The sequence below is a fragment of the Shewanella sp. SR44-4 genome (assembly GCF_014163715.1).
Classification (GTDB): domain Bacteria; phylum Pseudomonadota; class Gammaproteobacteria; order Enterobacterales; family Shewanellaceae; genus Shewanella.
Genome location: NZ_JACJDU010000091.1, coordinates 1 through 4,721, shown reverse-complemented (window position 1 = coordinate 4,721; position 4,721 = coordinate 1). Strand labels below are relative to the sequence as shown.

7 protein-coding genes are annotated in these 4,721 nt (G+C 46.6%); 4 read left to right on the top strand and 3 right to left on the bottom strand.

Going from position 1 to position 4,721, the window contains the following annotated elements; translation table 11 throughout:
- The first annotated feature begins 21 nt into the window (after positions 1-21).
- From H5125_RS21350 to H5125_RS21335, 4 genes are all read left to right on the top strand, one after another.
- Positions 22-156, top strand: a complete 135-nt coding sequence (locus H5125_RS21350) for a winged helix-turn-helix domain-containing protein (protein ID WP_259395490.1) — start codon at positions 22-24, stop codon at positions 154-156.
- 7 nt (positions 157-163) lie between these two features.
- Positions 164-1,426 (top strand): ATP-binding protein, encoded by a 1,263-nt coding sequence (locus tag H5125_RS21345; RefSeq protein ID WP_182745428.1) that lies wholly within the window; start codon positions 164-166, stop codon positions 1,424-1,426.
- A gap of 97 nt (positions 1,427-1,523) precedes the next feature.
- On the top strand, positions 1,524-1,871 hold the full coding sequence (locus H5125_RS21340) for a hypothetical protein (RefSeq protein WP_182745426.1): 348 nt from the start codon (positions 1,524-1,526) through the stop codon (positions 1,869-1,871).
- A 28-nt stretch (positions 1,872-1,899) separates the two neighbouring features.
- The gene (locus H5125_RS21335; protein WP_182745424.1) at positions 1,900-2,166 is read left to right on the top strand and encodes a hypothetical protein; all 267 of its coding nucleotides are present in this window, start codon (positions 1,900-1,902) and stop codon (positions 2,164-2,166) included.
- 209 nt (positions 2,167-2,375) lie between these two features.
- Here the strand turns inward: H5125_RS21335 and H5125_RS21330 are convergent, their stop codons facing one another.
- Genes H5125_RS21330 through H5125_RS21320 form a run of 3 tightly spaced genes read right to left on the bottom strand, consistent with a single transcriptional unit; the run spans position 2,376 to position 4,427 of the window.
- Entirely contained in the window at positions 2,376-2,936 is a 561-nt protein-coding gene (locus H5125_RS21330) for a cytochrome b (RefSeq protein WP_182745421.1), read from the bottom strand.
- Complete coding sequence (locus tag H5125_RS21325) at positions 2,923-3,573, bottom strand: hypothetical protein (protein WP_182745419.1); 651 nt, start codon at positions 3,571-3,573, stop codon at positions 2,923-2,925. The genes H5125_RS21330 and H5125_RS21325 overlap by 14 nt, the downstream gene beginning before the upstream one ends.
- Before the next feature lie 32 nt (positions 3,574-3,605).
- The gene (locus H5125_RS21320; protein WP_182745418.1) at positions 3,606-4,427 is read right to left on the bottom strand and encodes a MipA/OmpV family protein; all 822 of its coding nucleotides are present in this window, start codon (positions 4,425-4,427) and stop codon (positions 3,606-3,608) included.
- Positions 4,428-4,721: the final 294 nt, after the last annotated feature.

The following is a 4,721-nucleotide window of genomic DNA, read 5'->3' as shown; positions in this document are numbered from 1 at the left end:
AATGGACTTCAAGGGTCAGATTTGGAAGCCTTCGACCGTTCTATCGACGTGCATATATCTAGGTTACGCGCCGAGATTGAAACCGACCCTAAACAGCCTCGTCGTGTTATTACTGTGCGCGGTGTTGGCTACTTGTTTGCACGGTCGCAGGTGTGATGCAGTTATGATTAACAGCCGTCTGTACCTACAAATCTGCTTCATCGTTTTTTCAAGCTTATTGGGATTCGCTCTGGTCGCCACGATTGCTTGGACGATCATTGGTCAAGATCAGTATGACGAGCAGCTATTTGTCAAAACCGCTGCCCTTAGTGAACTTCTTGTGCCCAGTGCCACCGAACCAGACGATGTGCAGCAAGCAGCCATCGATAAAATTGGCAACTACCTCGATATTGATCTATCCCTCTACAGCAGCGAAAAGCTGTTGATTGCGTCAGTCGGTACAGTAACGCCATTGGATGACGTACCGTTGGCCGAGGGCGCGTGGCGAGAAACAGAAGGTGGCACGCGGTGGGCAACTAAATTAACAGACGGCCGCCAGCTCGTTATCAACGTTAACCGGATCGCATTGCCCGGTGAATCCGCCGTGTTTGTGATATTTCTGATCATTTCCGCGCTTGGTATCGCAGCAATCATGTACCCGTTCATTCGAAATTTGACGGGAAGAATAGAGCGGCTTCAACTCGCTGTCAGACAAATAGGCTTCGGCGATCTCAGCGCTCGTGTCGAGCCAGAAGGCAGCGACGAGGTCGCCGCCCTTGCTGGTAGCTTTAACTCTACCGCCGAACGCATCGAAGCATTGGTCAATGCTCAAAAGCTGCTACTCGCCAACGCATCTCACGAACTGCGCACACCTCTCACACGCATTCGTCTTGGTATTGAAATGATCAAAACCGTAGAAGATGAACCCCGACAATTAGCATTGGCACAAGATGTCGAAGAACTACGAGTATTGATCGACGAGCTAGTTTTGATGACCCGCATCGATGCCGGTGTCGTACAACAGGATTTTGAGGTGTTCGACTTAATGGGTGTCGTCGCAGAAGAGTGCGCTCGTTACTCAAATTGTGATGTTCAGGGGTCGCCTGTGAGCATGTTCGGGGATGCACGAATGATCCAGCACCTTACCCGAAACTTGGTAGATAACGCGTTTAAGTACGGCGGCGCACCTGTTGCGGTAGACGTTCAAGTTAATACTGAGTATGTAAATCTGATCGTCAGCGATGGCGGCGACGGTATCCCAGAAGCAGATCAAGCAAGCATGTTTGAGCCTTTTCAACGTGGCCGCGGCAAACAGAATATCTCCGGTAGTGGTCTGGGGTTGTCGTTGGTGCAGAAGATCACTGATGCCCACCGAGGCACAATAGACCTGTCCTCTGGCTCGTCATCAACGGTTACGATTAGATTGCCGCTTGATCTAAGGACGTAATCGACCATCTGCGATGGTTACTACGTTATCAAGATTTTTCTTGTGTAATACCCGTTTAGGTTGTTATAAATAAAGGATAACAAGAGAAAGAAATACAATGACTAGCGCAGTTATTGAACATATTGAACCAGAAGAAAAACAAGGCTTTTTATCTAAGCTATTTAACAAAATAACCGCCCCTGTTCGGGATTGGCTCAACGATATTACAGACCTGTATGAAGACGCTAAAATACGTGTTGAAACTGGCGTAACGCCTAATAGAGAATTTAGCAGCGCGGAACTAGACGAACAACGCTTTAAGCACATTGTAAAAAATGTTTATATGCGTGATGTTGTCGAAAGTAGTCCAGAAGGTTTACGCGCCTCTATTGAGCAATTCCATAAAGACAATGGCGGCGGCTTTGATGTTGAAGAGGTCGCAAGATACGCAGAAACAATCCCCTAAATAAGCGCGAGGCCATGACCCCCTATTTTTGAAAAATTCAGAAACGCAAGCTGATATTGACTATAGAAATGACGTAGTAGAGCGAGAAACTAGGCATACTAACCAAGTTAATAAATGGGATGAATTAAACGATACTGTAGGCGGCGATTTATTCGATAATGACGCAAAAATATCTATAATGCGAAAACATGATAATGATGATGGAGGAAGCAGGGAAGATTTCAGAGAAAAAGTTATCAATGACATAAAGAGATTAGATGATAGCTCATTAGAAACACACAATTTAGATATATAAAAAAAGCCCCTTAATTGGGGCTTTAATCTTATTCGCTGTTAGTGTGATTTTCACTTACCGGTTCGCTCCCCAGGCGAATGACAATACAATTAAAATAACCTCTTAGGAGAAATGAAGAGGTTGGAAAAATCACACTATATTAAAAATCATGTTTCCTACACCATTAAAAAACCCCACTGCAATACCAGCTCGTTTGATGCCGCTAACGATCATTGCTTTTTCTCCCATAACATCCGTCGAAACACGCCATCTTTAATCCAAAATTGATGTACCAATGCCGCGCCGATATGGCCAATAATCAGCCCTGCGAAGGTGTGCATCGCTTGGGCATGAATGAAACGTTTAAGGTCAAAATTGTCGTGGCCAAAAAAGGAAAATGTATCTTGTAGATCGATCACCCCAAGAACGACCACCGGCACGTCATGGGCTACCGCTGTCATGAGGCCAGTAACAGGTACAACGATCATCAAAATGTAAAGTGTGGAATGGATGACCTTCGCAGCGATCACTTGTGGCCGTGATAATGTCGCTGGTAACTCTGGCGGCGGGTGTGATGTGCGCCATAGATAGCGAAGGCCGCAAAGCGAGGCGACTAAAAAGCCCCCTAGCGCGTGATACGAAAGCGCCGCCGACAATGCCTCACCTTCGTAATTATCTAGCGACCAGCCGTAAAACAACATGGCGACCACCAAAGCCGCCACAATCCAGTGCAGCCATTTAGCAACCGAGGTGTACGCCGTTGCCCGCGCTGTATGTTCACCTTTTAGCATTGTCGCCGCCTATCATCGTTGGGGCGCTCACCAAGATCGCATTATCATACGGTTGGAGAAGCCGCACGACCACATCAAAATGCAGCACACCGAATATCGCAAACATGTAGAAACCACTCAAACCGCTCGCTGGATCGAGCAGCACCCACGGTTCATTAACAATGCGGTCGATACCGATTAGGTATGCACCAAGAAAACCCACTTGTATGTACAAACTCAATACCCGCGAAAAAAGCGACGAACGATTGGTGCGCATAAGATAGATATAGGCCAATGACACACTGGCGATGTAAAAGTGCAAGTAGCTCACATAAGGGATAAACCAATGTGCCTCAGTGTAGTCCATCTCTTCCAAAATCATGGTCTTGAATGCTACCGCGATAACGCCGGTGAAGAAAAAACACATCATGAAATACAGTGACAAAATGACGTAGCGATATCGCTGACGAAGTGGCGAATCGAATGTGCCATTGGCCATCATTAGACGATAGGTACGCCTGAAAATGAAAATGGCGAGTATCGTCATCAGTGGTAGATACACATAGGCTTCAAAGAAGCTGGTCGAGCGTACCGCGAGCAAAAACGGTGCGATTATCTCGCCCAATGCATTGGTATAAGTTACGGTTTCAGCAGTCATGGCAGTTCACCTCTCTCGTTAATATTGGTTGGTTAAAACTGGTAACTGAACATGAGGCCACCTATGGCTTGAGCGTCACTACCGCGCTGTGTAATTAGCGAAGAATCGGCAACCTCATCGCCGAGCATGTCGTAGCCAGCAAAGCCAATCAGGGTGATTCGATCATTGAGCGGTAAGACCACCGAGCCATGCAGTCCATAGGAAACCAATCCCGCATCAGCTTGATACGTGGAAAGTCCTGAGCGCGAGGCTTGCACTGTGGTGATACCAAAATAGGTCTGATTGTAGTTTTTATCGCCATAAACGACTTCTGGCCCTACCGCAAAAAAGGCGGGTTTCGAGAACATCTGGAATTGTCCGGTAAATTTGATCTCAGCTTCTGCAATCAAACCCTCATGACCGCCGGACAGCCCTTGGCGTACTTCCAGTTTTGATCGAATCCGACTAGCTTCATATTCGATATATGCACCAACCTCAGCCGAACCGTCAATATCACCCAGCCCCAGCAGATCATTTACGTCATCACCAGATATACGCAATGGATTATCACCATCCTCATCGCGGCCAAAATCGTATTTAACAATCCCGCCAGCCTTCCAGTTATCTGTTGCCACAAAGTTATAGCCGACACCGCCTAACAGTGATGCAAAAAATCGATCCCCGTAAGTCACGCGCACATCGGGGAGAATGTTCAGTTGGTTTTCGTCATCCCCGACATAGGTAGGGGCGCTGACGACTCCAAGCGTGGTCGAAATACTCCACTGGTCTTCGGTCTTAGATTCTTCTGCGAAAGCAATCTGTGTGCTGAATAAGAGTACCCCAAGGCTTAGTAAAGTAATGCGTTTTGCAATCATGATCTTTCTCACTTAATAGTGTTTGTGTGGCCGCACATCGCGGTATTGGCAGTTGCCCCACTTGTCTATAGTCATAAAAACACGACTGCATTGCTCTGATTTTTCTGCGACGTAAAGTAATGTAAAGCTAGAGAGTTTTAAAAAATGTGGCATAATATGGGCATGCCTGTGACCAAAACGACTGACAACATTTTGCTAATCGACGACGATGAACGTCTCGCAGCAATGATCAAAGAGTATCTTGAGAAAGAGGGGTACTCTGTCACGTCTGCAATAGATGGTTCTTCTGGATTA

Excerpts from the sequence above, each read along its gene's own strand:
- H5125_RS21340 (WP_182745426.1), top strand. The coding sequence starts at position 1,524 with ATGACTAGCGCAGTTATTGAACATATTGAACCAGAAGAAAAACAAGGC.
- H5125_RS21330 (WP_182745421.1), bottom strand. The coding sequence starts at position 2,936 with ATGCTAAAAGGTGAACATACAGCGCGGGCAACGGCGTACACCTCGGTT.
- H5125_RS21345 (WP_182745428.1), top strand. The coding sequence starts at position 164 with ATGATTAACAGCCGTCTGTACCTACAAATCTGCTTCATCGTTTTTTCA.
- H5125_RS21325 (WP_182745419.1), bottom strand. The coding sequence starts at position 3,573 with ATGACTGCTGAAACCGTAACTTATACCAATGCATTGGGCGAGATAATC.
- H5125_RS21320 (WP_182745418.1), bottom strand. The coding sequence starts at position 4,427 with ATGATTGCAAAACGCATTACTTTACTAAGCCTTGGGGTACTCTTATTC.